Here is a 17,172-nt window from a genome sequence, read left to right as displayed (position 1 = left end):
TTCTCTACTGCTGAATCTTGTGCTGACTGGTTCTTCACGTGCTGGGTCCTGCGTCGACAGAGGGCTGGTGTACTTCGTGGTGCACGGCCCGGAAATGAGAGGAATCCTGGGATTCCCGCGTCCCCCGGCCTCTGTTCGTCCAGCGGCTGGTTCTGTACTTCGATACTACATCTAGTGCACGCCGGTGGCGCGAACCCCTAGATGATGTATTACAAGTATGTCATTTACACCGCAGGTCGTCCACACGATGTCCACAGATCGGGGGCTCCGCGAAGCCCGGGAATGAGCCGTTCCGGAGGCTCCTCCATGCCTCCACCCACACCCTGTGGAGTACTTCCCCCACAGGAAAAAAGCGACCGTGTCGCACTTCCACGGCGTGTCGCGAACGACGTCCGGGCGGTCGCATCGCCCGCCCCGCAGCCCGTCGCAGGTAGGCTCGATGGGGCTCGGGACGGAACACGGCACGGCGCCCCGTCAGCACCTGGACGTCCGGCACGGTGGAGAGGATCCCGATGGTCAATCCGACCCATCTGCGCACCCTGCTCGAGGTGATCCGGCACGGGTCCTTCAGCGCTGCCGCGACGAGCCTCGGCTACACGGCGTCGGCGGTCTCGCAGCAGATGTCCGCCCTGGAGCGCGACACCGGCGCCACGCTCTTCACCCGGGCCGCAAGGAGCGCCGTCCCGACCGATGCCGCACTGGCCCTGTCCCGGCACGCCGCGAAGGTCCTGACAGACATCGACGCGCTCCTCGCCTCGACGGCCCGCGCCCACTCTGGGACCACACGCGAGCTTCGCCTCGGGATCTTTCCCAGCCTCGCGACCTTCGCCCTCCCCCGCCTCCTGCGCCAGCCCGAGTGGCAGCGCCTCGGGATCACCCTCCGCCTCTTCGTGGGGGAACCGGCGCACACCATCCAGGGCCTGCGGACCGGCGGCGAGCTGGATCTGGCCCTCGTCTACCAGGTGGGACAGGCAGGACTCGCGTGGCCGTCCACGCTCAGCCGGGAGTGGATCGGCGACGACGATTTCCGCGTCATCCTGCCCGCGAGCTGGGGCATCCGCAGCGGATCGCGCGTGAGTGCCGACCAGCTCGCCGACATGCCCTGGATCATGCATCATCCCGGGACCGCCGATGCCACGGTGATCGAACGCCTCTTCGCGAGCTGCAATCTCCACCCCCGCATCTCGGCCTACTGCGACGACTTCAACGCGAGCCTCGAGCTCACGTCCGCCGGGCTGGGCGCCGCCCTCGTCCCCGAGCTCGCCATGGTCAACAGACCCGAGGGCATCGTGGTCCTGGACGTCCCGGAGATCAGGCTGGCCCGCAGCATCTTCGCCCTGCGCACGGGAGACGCCGACGACGCGCGGGTCAGGCTCTTCATGGGCCAGCTGGCGGACATCCTGCGCAGCCACAGCATCGGCCCACGGCACACCGCCGCCCAGTAGAACGCCCGGCAGAAAACCCGGGCCGGGTACTACATGGATGCCGCGAGGCCTGCTTCGGGCGGGCGCTCCAGTTCCAGGGCGTCCAGGACCGCGAGTGCCGCAGCATGCTCGTTGAAGGTGTACAGATGGACACCCGGGGCGCCCTCGTCGAGGGCCGCGCGCGCGAGCTCGACGGTCGCCGCGACGCCGATGCTGCGGCGTTCCTCGTCGGAGGCGGCGTCGTCGAGCCGTGCCCGGAAGGCGTCGTCGACGTCAATGCCGGCCAGACTGCCCAGTTTCGTCAGCCGACGGGAGCTGGTCATGGGCATGACGCCGGGGATGATCGGGATGGTGACGCCGGCCCGCTCCGCCCTGCTGACCAGCTTCGAGTAGTCGGAGGCGTGGAAGAACACCTGGGTGATGGCGAAATCGGCCCCGACGGCCTCCTTGGCGAGGAGTACCTCGATGTCCCTCTCGATACTGGGAGAGTCGGGATGGCGGGTCGCGTAGGCGGCGACCCCGATGGAGACCCGGCCGGCTGCGAGCTGGGCCGTGCGCTGCGCTTCCACGTCGCGGATCAGCCGGACGAGCTCGTCGGCGTGCTCCACGTCGCCGGACCCGGGCTCCACGCCGTCGGGGGCATCACCGCGCAGTGCGAGGATGCCCCGGACCCCTCCGCCGAGGAGCCGCTCGATGATCCCGACGAGTTCGGCCCGGCTGCTCCCCACGCTCGTCAGATGAGCCAGCGGCTTCAGCGTTGTCTCCGTCAGCAGCCGTCGCAGGAGGTCGATCGCCGCCTCCCTGTTGCTTCCCGCAGCACCGTAGGTGACCGAGACGAAGTCGGGGCGCGTGGCCTCCAGCCGGCGGATGGTGGCCCACAGGGGGCCCACAGCCTTCGCGTTGCGCGGCGGATACAGCTCGTAGGAGAGTGCCGGATACGTTCTGGGCGTCATCTGTGGTCCTTCGGGCAGGGTCAGTGGGTCTCCTCGGGTTCTCCGGCAGAACGGGTCTCGCCGACGATGACCCCCAGTTTCTCGAGCTCCACCGACATTCCTGCGCCGTCGGGAGCGTAGATCCACGGAACTCCCGGTGTGGCCCGTACGCCGGATTTGGAGCGGCCACCCGCGAGCACGGCCTCGCCGACGGACAGCTGCCGGATGGCGATCGCCCGGACGTTCTCCGGATGGCGCTGGGCGAAGTCGGAATAGATGGCCTCGTCGTGCTGGCCGTCGTCTCCCACCAGCAGCCATCGGACGCCCGGGAACTCCTCGGCGAGCCGCTCGAGAGCCGACCGCTTGTGCTGCTGGCCGCTGCGGAACCAGCGGTCACGCGTGGGGCCCCAGTCGGTGAGGAGCTTGGGACCCGCCGGGTACAGATTGCGCGAGAGGAACCTCGACAGGGCCGGCGCCACGTTCCAGGCACCGGTGGAGAGGTAGAGCACCGGCGCCGAGGGGATCGTGCGCACGATCCGCTCGTAGAGCACGGCCATCCCCGGGGTGGGGGTCCGGGCATGTTCGTCGAGGACGAAGGTGTTCCACGCCGCCAGGAACGGCCTGGGAAGTGCTGTGACCATGACGGTGTCGTCGATGTCTGACACGACGCCGAACTCCGCGCGGTCGGACACGATACGCACGGGCGCCTCCACGGACCTGGACTGCCCGGACTGCATCGAGACCGTGTGCCACCCGGCCTCCAGGGCCACCTGGATCCGGGCGTCGACCACGCCGCCGTGGTCCGCCCCGACCTCGTGCACGGTATCCCCGATGGTCACCCGCACGACGGCGTCGGCGACCGGCGGGCTCGTGAAGTTCCGCCAGCCCCGGATGCCCTCCTGCAGAGGCCTGAGCGGTCCCTCCTCGGGGCCGCGCTCGCTGTCCCTCGGGTCGCTGAGGACCACCCGCGCCAGCACCCGGACCCACGACGTCGTGCCGTACCCGGTGTACGGGATGACCGTCTCCCTACGTCCCAGCCGGAGGGCGCGACGCGTCTGGAACCCGAGCCAGGCGTCGTCGAGGCGAAGCGCGATGTTGCCGGCTTCCGACCCGGAGGCCGGCGAATCCGGGATGGGACGGGCAGGCCGGAGGAAGGACAGGGCATGACGAGGGCGCATGGTCCCCAGTCTTCCATGCAGCCCGCACGACCGACGGCGGAGTTCGACGGCGGGAGCTCGGCAGCCCGGCACCGGTCGTGACACACTCGGGCCCATGGAGGCAGTCATCCTCGCATGGGACCCCGACCGGCCGGTCTGGGCCGGAAGTCATGCCGCGGCGGTGCGGACCGTCCAGGCCCGCGGTCTGCTCCGACAGCTGTGGGGGTTCCCGTCGGCACTTCGGCCCGCTCCGGAGCTGGAGGTATGGCTCGTGATCATCGGCGCCCGCTCCGCGATGTGCGGGCTCAGCGGCCACGGCACCGTGGGCTGGGTAGGCTCCGGGGCAGCTGACGCGACGACGATCCAGGTCGCGGTCGACGTCGACCTCCTGCTCCCCCTCGGCGATCAGGTGGCCCTGACCCGGCTCGAGGAGGAACTGCCGGAGCTTCGGCTGGAGGAGGGGGTGCAGCCGGTGGATCGAGCGACGGCGCGCACGCTGCGCAGGCTCTGGACCGGGGCCGCACAGCCGGAGCGGGGAGCGCTGGACCCCATTCCGGGGTCCCTACCCTCCCGAGCCGTCCGCAGAGTACTGATCAACAGGTACGAGCAGGATCCCGAGCTGCGGCGCACGGTCCTTGCCTATCGAGGCTCGGCGTGCCATGCGTGCGGGCTCGACATGGAACAGCGCTACGGCACGGTGGCCCGCGACCTGGTCCAGGTACACCACGTGACGCCGCCGGGTTTCGTCGACACCGACTACGAGATCGATCCACTGAGCGATCTGGTCCCCCTCTGCGGCAGTTGCCACGTGGTGGCGCACAATCGCTGGCCCGACCCGTACTCCGTCGAGGAGATCAGACTGCTGCTGCGCGAGAACGGCTTCCTGCGTGGGAGCACCCTCACGGACGCTCAGCTCCTGGCGCGGGCCGACGCGGCCCGCCTCCTCGGACCCCCGGAGGGGGATCAGCGGACGGGCCGATGATGCTGCCTTTGCGGGGCCGCCCGCATGACACTATGGAGCGGTACGTCTGACGCTCGAACACGGTCTGGAGACTGGGACATCATGGGAAGAAAGTGGACGCAGGCCCTTGCCGCTACGGCCATCGTCACGGGCGCGGGCCTGTCGTTCGGTGCGCCCGGCGCCCTGGCCGTCGACGACACGACCACGCGTCCGACGACGACGCAGCAGGAGACCGTCGATCCCGATGTCGACACCGATCCCGAGACCGATCCCGGTACCGAGTCACAGCTGACGGAGGAGACCGCCGACGGCGACAAGGGCATGACACCCGGCGGTGATCCGGCAGCATCCAAGAAGACGCCGCCGCCCGAGACATCAACACCTGAACCCCCGCCTCCTCCCAGCCCCGCCCCGACGAAGACGCCCACTTCCGACCCGACAACGCCCCCGACAACGCCTCCCCCACCTCCTCCGGCCCCTGCGCCCGCACCAGCCCCTGCTCCTGCTCCTGCACCTGCGCCGCCCGCGCCGGCCCCGCAGCCGATCGCACCGCCCGTTCTGCCACCGGCACCCGCCCCGGTTCCCGCCCCTGTGCCCGTCCCGATACCTGCTCCTGCACCGGTGCCGGTATTGCCGGTGGTGCCGGTGGTGCCGGTGGAGCCCGAACCCGCTCCGACCCCCTCTGCCACGAAGACACCGAGAGCGACGAAGACGCCTACACCCTCGCCGTCGGCCAGCGCGAGCCCCGAGTCCTCGCCCACCGCGAGCGCCACTGCCGAGCCGGTGTCCCTCGAGCCCGCCACTTCCCGGTCGGAGCCGAATGTCCCCCTCCTCGCCGTGTTGTCCGTGGTGATCATCGGGTGCGTCGCCGGACTCGTCAAGCTGTTCGGCCTGCCCGGGAGCCGTACCTCGCACTGAGCCCAATCGTGACCTGTTCGATACGTGTCGCCGACGCTCCCCCGCCACGCGGGTCCGACACTTGGAGCATGGCGCTCATGGGGATCTCAAGCACACGACCGACTCAGTGGCTCAAGGACAACTGGAGGGCACTGCCGTCGGTGGGCGCACTCCTCGGAGTGTCCATCTTCTGGATCGTCGGGGCGGTCGGTGGGATCGACTTCCTCCGCGATGCCAGTTCGGCCATGGTGATGCTGACGGGCCTGTACATGATGCTGGTGGCGGTTGCGGCGTCCATCATCATCGCCGTCCTGGCGCTGACGGATCTGATCCAGCGCTACGGGTCGCGCACCCGTCCCTGACCTGCCGAACCCCGGTCCCGAGGACCCGGACCAGGATGTCGGTGGCTGCACGGAGTATGGGCGAATACGAGCCGCCCACGAAAGGACCACCCGCCATGATGGGGGCCCACCATGCAGCCTGCGGCGCCGCCGCCTGGGTTGCAGTCACCACACACGTCGAGGTTGGCCTCGGCGTCGCCGCGGCGACGCTGACCTTCCTGCCCGACACGATCGCCCTGGGCCTGGGCTTGCTCGAGGTCAGCCCCGTCGGGGTGGTCACCGGAGCCCTCGTCACGGCCGGGGCCGCGCTGCTGCCCGACGCTGATCACCACAACGCCACGATCGCCCATTCCCTGCCACCGCTGTCCAACGCCGTCTGTTCCGGCATCGGAGCCATCTCCGGCGGACATCGTCACGGTACCCACTCGATCATCGGCATCGTCGCCTTCGTCTCCGTGGCATGGGTGGCTGGCCTGTGGACACTGGACACCGAGGCCTTCGGTCGGGTCTTCCCCGGCGCCGGGCTGCTCGCCGTCCTCCTGGTGTCGTTCGCGGCCAAGGTGCTGAAGATCATCCCGGACCGGATGAGGAAGTCCCCCTGGGCAGTCGGGCTGGTCGCGGGTGCGTTCGTCTGCGCCTTCGCCCCCGAGGAGCAGTTCTGGTTCCCGGTCGCCGTGGGACTCGGCGTGATCGTCCATGTTCTCGGCGACATGCTGACCACGGGAGGATGCAACCTCCTCCATCCGCTCACCCTCAAGCCGCCGGGAGCGATCGCGGCGTTGCCGGTCGTGGGCCGGATATGGCGGAAGAACGGCTACGTCGCCGTGCCGGTCCTCGGGAACGCCGGTTCCGTGCGTGAGTGGTGCCTGCTCGTTCCGATCAGTCTCTACGCCATCGGCGGTGTCGGGTGGGCGATCACCACGATGAGCCGCTCGGGGCTCAGGAGCCTGGCGATCGCGGTCGGCTCGGGGTGACGGCGGCGGACCGGGAGGGACTGTCCGGGCCTGAACCGGACAGGGTCTGGTTGCCTCTGGTACGAGCTGCCATGATGAAGCACATGCCCTACGCCGTCCGGCAACGCGATGTTGCCCCCGCCGCCGCCCCGGTCCCGCCGAACCCTGCCTTTCCGCGTGCCTGCATCATCGGTGCCGGGTCATCGGGTCTCGCCGCAGCCAAGGCCCTGCACGCCGCCGGTGTCCCGTTCGACTGCTTCGAGCAGGGCAGCGTGCCGGGTGGCAACTGGGTCTACGACAATCCCAACGGTGTCTCCGCCTGCTACGAGACGCTGCAGATCAACACCTCGTGCCCGCGCATGGCGTTCTCCGATTTCCCCATGCCCGCCGACTATCCGCCCTACGCCCGGCACGATCAGGTGGCGGCGTACTTCGACGCCTATGTGGACCACTTCGCCTTCCGCGAGCGCATCACCTTCAACACGACGGTGGTCGACGTCTCACGAGCCGGTTCGGGGTGGGGGGTCGTGACGCACGGTGCCGACGGCGAACTCACCCGTCACTACGACGCCGTCCTCGTTGCCAACGGCCATCACTGGGATCCCCGCTGGCCGGATCCTGTCTATCCGGGCCATTTCGACGGAGAGCAGATGCACTCCCACGACTACCGCTCGGGCGAACAGCTGCGTGACCGGGACGTCGTCGTCGTGGGCTCGGGCAACTCGGCCCTCGATATCGCATCCGAGGCGGGCAGGGGGGCACGCAACACCGTGCTGTCCCAGCGGCGGGGCCAGTGGATCCTGCGCAAGTTCACCCTCGGGCTGGCCTCGGACAGGCTCGCCCTGCCCGGGTGGATGCCGTGGTGGGCCACGAGGGCTCGCCTGCGCTTCGGGGCACTCACCTCCGGCAACGCTGCACGGCTGGGTCTGCCCCAGCCGGATCATGCACCCGGAGAATCGCACCCGGTGCAGTCCGAGGAGATCCGGCAGGCCCTGCGCTCCGGCGCCGTCATTCCCCGTCCCGGCATCGAACGCCTCGATGGCAGCGAGGTGGTGTTCACGGACGGCACTCGGAGCCACGCCGATCTGATCGTGTGGGCCACGGGGTACAACGTGAGCTTCCCGTTCTTCGACGCCGATCTGCTCAGCGTCGAGAAGAACAACCTGCCGCTGTGGAAGCGCACGGTCCACCCCGGTCTTCCGGGTCTGTTCTTCATCGGGCTGCTCCAGCCCGTCGGCGCAGTCATGCCGCTGGCCGAGGCGCAGTCCCGCTGGGTCGCCGAGCACCTCACCGGCCGGTACGTCCCGCCGGCTGCGAGCGAGATCCACCGCCAGATGATGGCCGACCACGAGCGGGTCCGACGTCGGTTCTACGCTTCGCCCCGGCACACGATGGAGGTCGACTTCGACCACTATCTGTGGGACCTCGCCCGCGAACGCCGGCGCGGTGCCACACGCACCAGGGTCGCGGCGGCGCGGGTGGCAGCGGCATGAGCAGTCCGCACGATGGCGGGGGCGTCGTCACCGGCGCGGGAGGCGGCCTGGGACGGGAGATAGCCCTCCGACTCGGAGGGCTCGGGTGGAAGGTCCATGTGACCGATCTGGACGAGGCTCTCGCCGCCGCCGTCGCCGCGGAGATCCGGGACGCAGGAGGTTCGGCCAGCTCATCCGGGCTGGACGTCCGTGATCCCGACGCGTGCCGCGTGGCGGCCGAGGCAGCGGTCGCGGAGAGCGGTGCGCTCGGTCTGTGGGTGAACAACGCCGGTGTGCTGTCCACGGGCCCGGTCTGGTCCCACACCGACCAGCAGCGCAGGCTGATGATGGAGGTCAATGCCCTGGGAACGATGCACGGCACCATCGCCGCGCTGGAGATGATGCGTCCGGCCCATCGCGGTCACGTCGTCAACGTCGCCTCCCTCGCGGGACTCGTCTCCGTACCGGGCGAAGGTGTCTACGCCGCGTCCAAGCACGCTGTCCTGGGCTTCAGTACCTCGGCGCTCTGCGATCTCCGCGTGGAGGGCGAGCGTGCCATCCATATCAGCGCCGTCTGCCCCGATGGCATGTGGACGCCCATGCTGTTCGACAGGGTGCGCGACCCCGGTGCAGCGATGTCCTTCTCCGGCACGCTGTTCCAGCCCGGGGAGATCGCCGATCTGGTTCTTCGCGTGGTGGCGAAGCCCCGCCCGGTCACGACGGCGCCGGCATGGCGCGGCGTCCAGGTCCGCCTCTTCGATCTGGCTCCCGGGCTCGCAGCGCGTCTTGCACCGTTCGTGGTCCGCCTCGCACGTCGGCAGCAGGCAGCATACGCACGGAAGAAGCCCGCCTCATCATGAGATGAAACGGGCTTCGACGTCTATCGGGTGGAGCTAAGGGGATTCGAACCCCTGACCCCCTGCATGCCATGCAGGTGCGCTACCAGCTGCGCCATAGCCCCGTACTGTGCTGCGTCGTGCTGCTGCTTCGATGGGCTCACACCCGTTCAGGCAACTGTGCCAGTGTAGTAAATTCTCCGGTCTTCACCAAATCAGCCGTGGTCTGCGCTCAGCCCTCCAGAGGCTCCGCGGGGAGGGAACCGAGACCCACGTTGTGTTCCGTCAGTTGCCACGAGAAACGCGCCTCCGCCTGCTCCACCACCTCGTGGACCTCGGACCAGTGGCAGTTCGAGATACCGGCCAGGGCACCCCAGCGCTGCGGTGGCAGACCCATCAGCGCAGCGAGTGCCGCCCTGATGGACCCTCCATGGCTGACGATCACCAGGGTCTCGGCGGGCCGGATGCGCGCGAGAGCGTCCGTCACGGCCGCGAGCATGCGCTGACCGACCTCGAGGCGGTTCTCGCGCCCGCCGGCACGCACGTGCGGGTCGCCACCGCGCCAGGCCGCATTGTCCTCGGGGAACCGCTGACCGATCTCGGCGAAGGTCAAGCCCTGCCACCGACCGGCGTCGGTCTCCCGCAGGCGCTCGTCCAGCGACACCGTGAGACCGGTCCGCTCGGCCAGGGCATCCGCCGTGTCGGCGGCGCGCCGCAGATCGGAGGAGACGATCAGTGCAGGCTCCCGTGTGAGCAGCACCTCGGCGGCACGGAGGGCCTGCTCACGCCCCGTCGGGTCGAGCGCGATGTCCTCCTGGCCCTGGAACCGTCCCGCATGGTTCCACTCCGTGCGGCCGTGGCGCCAGAAGATGATCCGCCGGGCCTCGGGATGGGCGTGGACGTTCCGCGTCACTCGGTCGTGTCGCCGGAACCGGCATCCTGCGCCGCACCGTGCACGGCACCCTCGAGCTGGAGGTCGACGGCGGGGCAGTCCTTCCAGAGGCGGTCCAAGGCGTAGAACACGCGGTCCTCCTCGTGCTGCACGTGCACGATCACCTCGATGAAGTCGAGCAACACCCAGCGACCCTCGCTGCGGCCCTCCCGCCGGACCGGCTTCAGTCCCTGCTGGGACAGCTCCTCCTCGATGCCGTCCACGATCGCGTTGACCTGGCGCTCGGTCGGAGCGGACGCGATGAGGAAGATGTCCGTGATGGCGAGCCGGTCACTGACATCGATGGCCACGATGTCCTGCGCGAGCTTCTCCACGGCGGCGTGTGCCGCGGTACGGGCAATGCCGATGGACTGTTCGGTAGCGCTCACTGATCTCCTTGAGTGTGGTCAGCGGTTTCACCCATTGAGGGAGCTGACGATCATTATTATCCCGGTACACAGCGCGGCCGCGCCCACCCCCAGCAACGAGTACTGGGCGTAGCGCAGGCGCCGCATTCTCCCGAGGCCTGCGGTCATGGCGTCGAGTGGATCCAGCCCGAAGGCACTGCGGGCCTCGATCGGGTCGGTGTCCCCGTTGACGCCTGGCGCCGCCCGCTCCCGGTGGGCACTCGCCGTCGACCCGGTTCGGGTCGACGGCGGCGCGGCCGGCTCCGGCTCCGGCTCCGGCTCCGGCTCCGGCGATCGTAGCTGGGCCGCAGGAACGGGCGTGTCCGCAACGGGTGTGTCCGCAGCAGGCGTATCCGCGACAAGCGACGGCGCGGACCCTGACGGCGCCTCCGACCCCTCTGTCCGGAGGAAGAAGCCGGGCGTGGCCAGCACTGCGAGGTTGTGCGCTGCCGTGAGGTCCTCGGATCCGGGAGCGGTCGGCGACGATTCGGCCGCGGGCGGTCGAGCCGAGTCTCGCACACGCTGGGCACGGGCGGCGAGCTCCGCGGCCCGTGCTGTGAGAGCACGCTGCTGCGCCAGCACCGCGGGGTCCGGCTCGACCGGCTCGATGGCCGGAGCTCCATCCGCGCGCCGGCCCTGCCGACGACGGTCCCGGCGCCCACCGGGCAGGGGCTCCCGCAGTGACCCGACGGCGTCGTCGGGCACGACGGCCTTGCCGTCGACCAGCTGGAGCCTCAACTGGCGTCGTGTGACGGGCTGGGCTGTGTCCACATCGGTGCTTTCGGTCATACCGGATTCACCCGGTGGGCTGTCGTGCGGAACCGGAGCGTACTCCGGGCTGTCCGCTCGTGGGAAAGACCTCGTCGCCCATGAGGCCCGAGGACAGTCCGTCGTCGATCCGCCCCGGGCGCCGGTACAGCCGGTACTTGGAGATGTACTGGACCACGCCGTCGGGCACGAGGTACCAGACCGGTTTGCCCTCGCCCACGCGGCGCCTGCAGTCCGTGCTGGAGATGGCCATGGCCGGGACCTCGAGGAGGCGCACATCGCGTCCACGCCCGTCGAGCTCGTGTCCCGGGCGGGTCACACCGATGAACTGCGCGAGCGACCAGAGTTCCTCGGCGTCCTTCCAGGTGAGGATCTGCGCCATGGCGTCCGCGCCGGTGATGAAGAACAGCTGTGCGCCCGGTCGCTGCTCCTTCAGATCGCGGAGGGTGTCGATGGTGAAGGTGGGCCCCGGCCGTTCGATGTCGACGCGGCTGACGGTGAAACTGGGATTCGACGCCGTGGCGATGACCGTCATGAGATAGCGGTGCTCCGCCTCGGAGACATCCCTGTCCACCTTCTGCCAGGGCTGCCCGGTGGGTACGAAGACCACTTCGTCCAGATCGAACACCGAGGCGACCTCGCTCGCGGCCACGAGGTGACCGTGATGGATGGGGTCGAAGGTCCCTCCCATCACACCCAGCCGCCACGGCGAGCCGTCCCGTCGATGCTGACGCGGACCTGTCGTGGCCTCCAGTCCGCTGCGCTCTGCTGACATCAGGACCGCTAGGGCCTGTTCGCTTCGCCGTGGTCGTGCTTGTTGGTGTGCTGCTTGTGGGGGTCGACGTGCTCTTCGACGGCCTCGTGCCTGTTGCGCACGTTGGCGAAGGACACGGTGACGAGCATCAGCAGGAGCAGCAGGCCCATGATGATCAGGCCGTAGGCCAGAGCCGGCATCGGCAGCTCGGTGTGGTGTTCCATGCCTTCAGTCGCCAGCATGGCGCTGCCGAGGGAGTAGAGCATCGTAGGTCCTCTGCGGATTCAGGGGCCGGCGGTCTGGTGCTGCCCGATGAGTGGTGAACCTCCATGGTACGCGCTGGGCACACTGCCGACGGCTGCGGCCCTCAGCGGCGGATCTGGCCCGCTCCCTGAACGATCCACTTGGTCGTGGTGAGCTCCGGCAGCCCCATGGGCCCCCTGGCGTGCATCTTCTGCGTGGAGATCCCCACTTCTGCTCCGAGACCCAGCTCTCCGCCGTCGATGAAGCGGGTGGAGGCGTTCACGAGGACGGCGGCCGAGTCGACACCGGCCACGAACTCCTCCGATGCTGTCAGGTCATTGGTGATGATGGCTTCGCTGTGGCCGGTGCTCCACTGCCGGATGTGCTCGAGCGCCTCCTGCACCCCGTCCACGGTCCGCACCGCGAGATCCAGCTGCATGTACTCCCTGCGCCAGTCCTCGTCCGTGGCGGGCACCGAGTCGGTCCCCTCGGGCAGCAGTGCGCGGGACCGCTCGTCGACGTGCAGGGTGACCCCGGCCCTGACCAGCGCGGCGAGGACGCCCTGTGCAGCCGTGGCACCGCTGTGGAGGAGCAGTGTCTCCACCGTGTTGCACACACTGGGTCGCTGGGTCTTGGCATTGAGCAGGATGTCGATCGCCATGTCCTCGTCGGCGCTCTCGTCGAGGAAGATGTGCACATTCCCCTCGCCCGTCTCGATCACGGGGACGCGGGCGGTGTTCACCACGGACTGGATGAGATCCCGCCCGCCCCGCGGGATGAGCACGTCGATCCGGCCGCGCGCCTGCATGAGGACGCGGGCGCCCTCCCGTCCGTACTCGTCGATGCTCAGGACGGCGTCGTCCGGCAGTCCGTGATCGGTCAGGGTGTCGCGGATGATCCCGACGAGGGCTGCGTTCGTCGCGGCGGCCGCACTCCCCCCACGCAGCACCACGGCGTTGCCACTCTTCAGGGCCAGCCCGGCGATGTCGACCGTCACATTGGGGCGGGCCTCGTAGATCGCCGCGATGACACCGAGTGGAACGCGGAGCTGGCGCATTCGCAGCCCGTTCGGGAGGGTCTCGGTGCGGACGGCGGTTCCGACTGGGTCGGGCAGTGTGGCCAGCTGTGCCAGGGCATCGGCGAGTGTCCCGATCCGCTCCGCGTCCAGTCTCAGGCGATCCAGCAGGCCGGCGGACGTACCCGCGGCACGGCCACGCTCGACGTCGGTCCGGTTCGCGGCGAGAACGAGATCACGGCGTTCCACGAGGGACGCCGCGATCGCCAGCAGCAACCGGTCCTTGCGGCCACGATTCACCCCGCCGAGGGAGCGCGCGGCCACCCGCGCCCGATCGGCAATGGTGTGCACGGCGCGGACGACCTCCTCGCTGGAGCGTTCCTCCGGCTGCCCGTCCGGGCTGGCGACGGTCCCCGCGGGCTCGATGAGTGCTTGCTGCTGGTCGGTCATCCCTGCATTCTAGCGAGGCCCCGGGTCCCCGGGCGCCGCAGTGTCGTCGGTGCTCCGGGTGGGTGGGAGGACCACGAGATCGTTCACATGTACGATCGACCGCTCGTACCCGGAACCCAGGTCAGCTGCCAGGTCGTGGGTGGACCTGCCCAGCATGCGCGGCAGTTCCACCGAGCTGTAGTTCACGAGGCCGCGGGCGATCACCGTCCCGTCCCGGCCGACGAGCTCGACGGGGTCGCCCGCCTCGAAGACACCGGAGCTGTCGAGGACCCCGGCGGGCAGCAGCGACCGCCGCCGCTCCCCCACGGCCCGCACCGCGCCGTCGTCGAGCACGAGGGTACCCAGCACCCGCGCGAGGTGCGCGAGCCACAGCAGGCGGATGGGCTGCCGCTTCCCGGTCGCGCTGAACCACGTCCCGACGTCGTCACCCCGCAGCGCCACCGCGGCGTTGGCGGCCGAGGTGACCAGGGCAGGGATTCCCGAGGACGCCGCGATGAGGGCCGCCTCGACCTTCGTGACCATGCCGCCGGTGCCCACACCGGCTGCTCCCACCCGTCCGATCGGGACGCCGTCGAGCTCGGCCACGGAGTCCACCTGCGGAATGCGGCTGGCACCGGCGCTCGGGGGCCCGTCGTACAGCGCGTCGACGTCGGACAGGAGGACCAGTGCCTCGGCCTTGACGAGGTGTGCCACGAGCGCTGCGAGCCGATCGTTGTCGCCGAACCGGATCTCGTGGCTGGCCACGGTGTCGTTCTCGTTGACGATCGGGACGACGCCGAAGTTCAGGAGGCGCTCCATCGCACGATGCGCATTGGCGTAGTGGGAGCGCCGGATGAGGTCGTCGGCGGTCAGCAGGATCTGGCTCACCGTGATGCCGTGCACCGCGAAGGCCCGGGAGTACTGGGCCATGAGCAGGCCCTGCCCCACACTCGCCGCGGCCTGCTGGCTGGACAGCTGTGCCGGTCGGCGCAGCAGGCCCAGGGGTGCGAGACCGGCCGCGATGGCGCCGGAGGACACGAGGATCACCTCGGTACCCGACGCGCGGCGCTCGGCGAGGACGTCGGCCAGTCCCACGAGGGCCGCATCCGAGATCCCCCCCGACACGGAGGTCAGGGACGACGATCCCACCTTGACCACGATGCGCCGCGCGGTGGCCAACCCCGCGCGGCTCGCCGGCGGCCGCACGGATCCCTGGGACGCCACGATCAGCTCCTAGCCCCGGGACCCTGCGTCCGGTTCCTGCTGCGCAGGAGTGGTCGTCTTGCGGTTCTGCACGGATTCCGTCCAGATCCCGGCCTTGCGATCGGCCTCGAGCTCGGCCCGGGCCGCGGCCTTGGCGTCCTTGCGCTCCTGGTACTCCTCGCGCTTCTGCTCCCGCGTGGGTCGGATGTACTCGGCGAGGCGCAGATCGCTGCCCCGTGGTCCGGCCAGGAGTTCGGCGCCTCCCATCATGGTGGGCTCCCAGTCGAAGACCACGCCGTCACCCTCGCCGATCACCACGGTGTCACCGGGCTTGGCACCTGCCTTGAACAGCTGCTCCTCCACACCGAGCTTGGCGAGCCGGTCCGCCAGGTAGCCCACCGCCTCGTCGTTCGTGAAGTCGGTCTGCAGGACCCAGCGCTCGGGCTTCTCCCCCAGGACCCGGTACAGCGGCAACGCGTCCTTCTCCTCGTGGCGGATGCGGAAGGAGGCTGCATTGACGCCGCGGGGGCGCAGGATCTCCGGTACGATCTTCGGCGGCGCCGTGGCGAGAGCCCTGCGCTCGTTCTCGACGATCTCCGCCATGGCGAAACCGAGCTGGCGCAGTCCCTCGTGGCTCGACGCCGAGACCTCGAACACACGGTAGCCGCGCGCCTCGAGCTCGGGACGGACGAAGCCGGCCATGTCCCGGCCGTCCGGCACGTCCACCTTGTTCAGTGCCACCAGTCGGGGCCGTTCGTTGAGTGGGACGACGTCGCCGTCGGGGCCGGCGAAGCTCATGTCCACCGCGTACTTCTCGAGCTCGCCCTCGATGACCGCGAGATCGCCCAGCGGGTCACGGTACGTCTCGAGCGCGGCACAGTCCAGCACGTGCACGATGGCGGCGCACCGCTCCACGTGACGCAGGAAGTGGTGACCCAGACCCTTCCCCTCACTGGCTCCCTCGATGAGACCCGGGACGTCGGCGATGGTGAAGCGCGTGGATCCCGCCTCCACCACGCCCAGGTTCGGGACCAGCGTGGTGAAGGGGTAGTCCGCGATCTTCGGACGCGCGGCCGACATGGCCGCGATGAGGCTCGACTTCCCGGCGGAAGGGAAACCCACCAGGGCGACGTCGGCGATGGACTTGAGCTCCAGCACGATGTCGCGCTCGTCGCCCGGGATCCCGAGCAGCGCGAAACCCGGTGCCTTGCGCTTCTGCGAGGACAGGGCCGCGTTGCCCAGCCCGCCCTGGCCGCCCGCAGCTGCGATGAACTCCGTTCCCTCGCCCACGAGATCGGCGAGCACCTCACCGGCCTTGGTCTTCACGACCGTGCCGTCCGGTACGGGCAGGATCAGCGTCTCGCCGCTCTTGCCACCCCGCCAGTCACCCATGCCGTTGCCGCCGTTGGTGGCGTGGCGGTGGGGCGCGTGGTGGTAGTCGAGCAGTGTGGTGTTCTGGTGATCGACACGCAGGATCACGCCGCCGCCGTCGCCGCCGTTGCCGCCGTCGGGCCCGCCCAGGGGTTTGAACTTCTCGCGGTGGACGGAGACGCACCCGTGGCCTCCGGTGCCTCCCGATACGTGCAGGACTACGCGGTCAACGAAGCTCGCCATGGCGATCTCCTTCTACGAATACTTCACTGTGCCGGAGTGATCCGGCTTAAAAGAAGGTGGGGCGGGCCGTTGCGGCCCACCCCACCCGAAGAGCTGGTCAGTCCAGCGCGGCGTGACTACTCCGCTGCGGCGCCGACGATGTTGACGACCTTGCGGCCGCGGCGGGTCCCGAACTCGACCGCTCCGGCCTCGAGGGCGAACAGGGTGTCATCCCCGCCACGACCCACTGCGGTACCGGGGTGGAAGTGGGTTCCGCGCTGGCGGACGATGATCTCGCCGGCCTTGACGACCTGGCCGCCGAAGCGCTTCACGCCGAGGTACTGGGCGTTCGAGTCGCGGCCATTCCGGGTAGAGCTTGCGCCCTTCTTATGTGCCATGGGTTATGCCTGCCTTCGCTGAGGAAAGTACGTGAACGGGCGGAGTCCGGGAAGGACTACGCGATGCCTGTGATCTTGACGCGGGTCAGTTCCGAACGGTGACCCTGGCGCTTCTTGTACCCGGTCTTGTTCTTGAACTTCTGGATGACGATCTTCGGCCCGCGGAGATTCTCGACGATCTCGGCCGTGACGGAGATCTTCTCGAGCTCCTCCGCTGCGGAGGTGATCTTGGCACCGTCGACCAGCAGGAGGGCGGGAAGCTTGAAGGTGCTCCCTGCCTGACCGGTGACGCGGTCAAGGGTAACGAGGTCTCCTACAGAAACCTTTTCTTGGCGGCCGCCTGCGCGGACAATCGCGTACACCACTGGGACACTCACTTCTCTCGACGATCTGACTTCTGATGAAAAATCTCTGGTGGATCCTGACGGCGATCCCGGAGGATCCCGGCCGTCCTGTGG

General features: G+C 69.3%; 19 protein-coding genes and 1 tRNA gene. 7 read left to right on the top strand and 13 right to left on the bottom strand.

Going from position 1 to position 17,172, the window contains the following annotated elements:
* The first annotated feature begins 512 nt into the window (after positions 1 to 512).
* Positions 513 to 1,445: a LysR family transcriptional regulator gene (locus tag FQ377_RS09925; protein ID WP_148601100.1), complete on the top strand. Its 933-nt coding sequence runs from the start codon at positions 513 to 515 to the stop codon at positions 1,443 to 1,445.
* A gap of 29 nt (positions 1,446 to 1,474) precedes the next feature.
* On the opposite strand, the gene FQ377_RS09920 is transcribed toward FQ377_RS09925, so the two are convergent.
* Complete coding sequence (locus FQ377_RS09920; RefSeq protein WP_148601099.1) at positions 1,475 to 2,377, bottom strand: methylenetetrahydrofolate reductase; 903 nt, start codon at positions 2,375 to 2,377, stop codon at positions 1,475 to 1,477.
* 20 nt (positions 2,378 to 2,397) lie between these two features.
* The gene (locus tag FQ377_RS09915; protein WP_148601098.1) at positions 2,398 to 3,534 is read right to left on the bottom strand and encodes an App1 family protein; all 1,137 of its coding nucleotides are present in this window, start codon (positions 3,532 to 3,534) and stop codon (positions 2,398 to 2,400) included.
* 94 nt (positions 3,535 to 3,628) lie between these two features.
* On the opposite strand from FQ377_RS09915, the gene FQ377_RS09910 reads away from it, so the two are divergent.
* The 6 genes from FQ377_RS09910 (at position 3,629) to FQ377_RS09885 (ending at position 8,997) form a co-directional block, all read left to right on the top strand.
* Entirely contained in the window at positions 3,629 to 4,495 is an 867-nt protein-coding gene (locus FQ377_RS09910; RefSeq protein WP_148601097.1) for an HNH endonuclease, read from the top strand.
* A gap of 81 nt (positions 4,496 to 4,576) precedes the next feature.
* Positions 4,577 to 5,392, top strand: coding sequence for a hypothetical protein (locus FQ377_RS09905; RefSeq protein ID WP_148601096.1), 816 nt, complete (start codon positions 4,577 to 4,579; stop codon positions 5,390 to 5,392).
* Between the two features lie 68 nt (positions 5,393 to 5,460).
* Positions 5,461 to 5,733, top strand: coding sequence for a hypothetical protein (locus tag FQ377_RS09900; protein ID WP_148601095.1), 273 nt, complete (start codon positions 5,461 to 5,463; stop codon positions 5,731 to 5,733).
* 41 nt (positions 5,734 to 5,774) lie between these two features.
* The gene (locus FQ377_RS09895; protein ID WP_316245922.1) at positions 5,775 to 6,686 is read left to right on the top strand and encodes a metal-dependent hydrolase; all 912 of its coding nucleotides are present in this window, start codon (positions 5,775 to 5,777) and stop codon (positions 6,684 to 6,686) included.
* 71 nt (positions 6,687 to 6,757) lie between these two features.
* Entirely contained in the window at positions 6,758 to 8,158 is a 1,401-nt protein-coding gene (locus FQ377_RS09890) for a flavin-containing monooxygenase (protein ID WP_262364386.1), read from the top strand.
* Positions 8,155 to 8,997 carry an SDR family NAD(P)-dependent oxidoreductase gene (locus tag FQ377_RS09885; protein ID WP_148601094.1) on the top strand — a complete coding sequence of 281 codons (843 nt, stop codon included), beginning with the start codon at positions 8,155 to 8,157 and terminating at the stop codon, positions 8,995 to 8,997. Before FQ377_RS09890 ends, FQ377_RS09885 begins: the two co-directional genes overlap by 4 nt.
* A gap of 28 nt (positions 8,998 to 9,025) precedes the next feature.
* Here the strand turns inward: FQ377_RS09885 and FQ377_RS09880 are convergent.
* From FQ377_RS09880 to rplU, 11 genes are all read right to left on the bottom strand, one after another.
* Positions 9,026 to 9,098: transfer RNA gene (locus tag FQ377_RS09880), tRNA-Ala, on the bottom strand.
* A gap of 107 nt (positions 9,099 to 9,205) precedes the next feature.
* Positions 9,206 to 9,886, bottom strand: coding sequence for a histidine phosphatase family protein (locus FQ377_RS09875; protein WP_148601093.1), 681 nt, complete (start codon positions 9,884 to 9,886; stop codon positions 9,206 to 9,208).
* Entirely contained in the window at positions 9,883 to 10,293 is a 411-nt protein-coding gene (gene rsfS, locus FQ377_RS09870; RefSeq protein WP_148601092.1) for a ribosome silencing factor, read from the bottom strand. The genes FQ377_RS09875 and rsfS overlap by 4 nt, the downstream gene beginning before the upstream one ends.
* Before the next feature lie 27 nt (positions 10,294 to 10,320).
* Complete coding sequence (locus FQ377_RS09865) at positions 10,321 to 11,100, bottom strand: hypothetical protein (RefSeq protein WP_148601091.1); 780 nt, start codon at positions 11,098 to 11,100, stop codon at positions 10,321 to 10,323.
* Positions 11,101 to 11,107: 7 nt separating this feature from the next.
* Positions 11,108 to 11,770: a nicotinate-nucleotide adenylyltransferase gene (gene nadD, locus FQ377_RS09860; RefSeq protein ID WP_148601090.1), complete on the bottom strand. Its 663-nt coding sequence runs from the start codon at positions 11,768 to 11,770 to the stop codon at positions 11,108 to 11,110.
* A gap of 92 nt (positions 11,771 to 11,862) precedes the next feature.
* Entirely contained in the window at positions 11,863 to 12,099 is a 237-nt protein-coding gene (locus tag FQ377_RS09855) for a hypothetical protein (RefSeq protein ID WP_148601089.1), read from the bottom strand.
* Between the two features lie 101 nt (positions 12,100 to 12,200).
* Positions 12,201 to 13,541, bottom strand: coding sequence for a glutamate-5-semialdehyde dehydrogenase (locus FQ377_RS09850; RefSeq protein ID WP_148601088.1), 1,341 nt, complete (start codon positions 13,539 to 13,541; stop codon positions 12,201 to 12,203).
* A 9-nt stretch (positions 13,542 to 13,550) separates the two neighbouring features.
* Positions 13,551 to 14,744 (bottom strand): glutamate 5-kinase, encoded by a 1,194-nt coding sequence (gene proB, locus FQ377_RS09845; RefSeq protein ID WP_148601087.1) that lies wholly within the window; start codon positions 14,742 to 14,744, stop codon positions 13,551 to 13,553.
* Positions 14,745 to 14,753: 9 nt separating this feature from the next.
* Complete coding sequence (gene obgE / locus FQ377_RS09840; protein WP_148601086.1) at positions 14,754 to 16,337, bottom strand: GTPase ObgE; 1,584 nt, start codon at positions 16,335 to 16,337, stop codon at positions 14,754 to 14,756.
* Between the two features lie 116 nt (positions 16,338 to 16,453).
* Positions 16,454 to 16,714: a 50S ribosomal protein L27 gene (gene rpmA, locus FQ377_RS09835; RefSeq protein ID WP_148601085.1), complete on the bottom strand. Its 261-nt coding sequence runs from the start codon at positions 16,712 to 16,714 to the stop codon at positions 16,454 to 16,456.
* A gap of 56 nt (positions 16,715 to 16,770) precedes the next feature.
* Positions 16,771 to 17,079: a 50S ribosomal protein L21 gene (gene rplU, locus FQ377_RS09830; protein ID WP_148601207.1), complete on the bottom strand. Its 309-nt coding sequence runs from the start codon at positions 17,077 to 17,079 to the stop codon at positions 16,771 to 16,773.
* Positions 17,080 to 17,172 lie beyond the last annotated feature (93 nt).

The sequence above is a fragment of the Arthrobacter echini genome, from assembly GCF_008107445.1.
Taxonomy (GTDB): Bacteria; Actinomycetota; Actinomycetes; order Actinomycetales; family Micrococcaceae; genus Arthrobacter_D; species Arthrobacter_D echini_A.
This window is presented reverse-complemented; position numbering and strand designations above follow the sequence as displayed.